The organism is Pseudomonas sp. PDM25 (assembly GCF_019219045.1).
Taxonomy (GTDB): domain Bacteria; phylum Pseudomonadota; class Gammaproteobacteria; order Pseudomonadales; family Pseudomonadaceae; genus Aquipseudomonas.
Window position 1 is genome coordinate 1 of record NZ_JAHUWL010000087.1, and the last position, 326, is coordinate 326.

The window sequence follows — 326 nt, forward strand, 5'->3', positions numbered from 1 at the left end:
CAGGCGTGCAACGCCTTGTGGCTGCTGTGCAGTGTTCATCACCAAGGAAAACAGCCCCAGGTTCTGGAGGAGTCGGTCACCAGCGAAGAGAACGCCGAAGATGGCTTCACCCAAGGCTACCGCAACAGCTTCACCGCGATTCCCTGGGACGTGTTCTACCGCGCACCGCTGGTCACCCGTGAAAAGGAATTAGTCAGCCGACCGCCCGTGTCACCGGGCCTGCCGGCGAGGAAATCTTTTGTGATGAGTACGGTCGGGTCAAGGTCGAGTTCAATTGGGACCGGGCCGAACTGAACAGCGACAAGAGCAGTTGCTGGGTGCGGGTG

The 326-nt window shown here is 59.8% G+C and carries 1 pseudogene; it reads left to right on the forward strand.

Going from position 1 to position 326, the window contains the following annotated elements:
* Nucleotides 1-326: pseudogene (locus KW848_RS31450) on the forward strand (type VI secretion system tip protein VgrG); the annotation flags it as partial.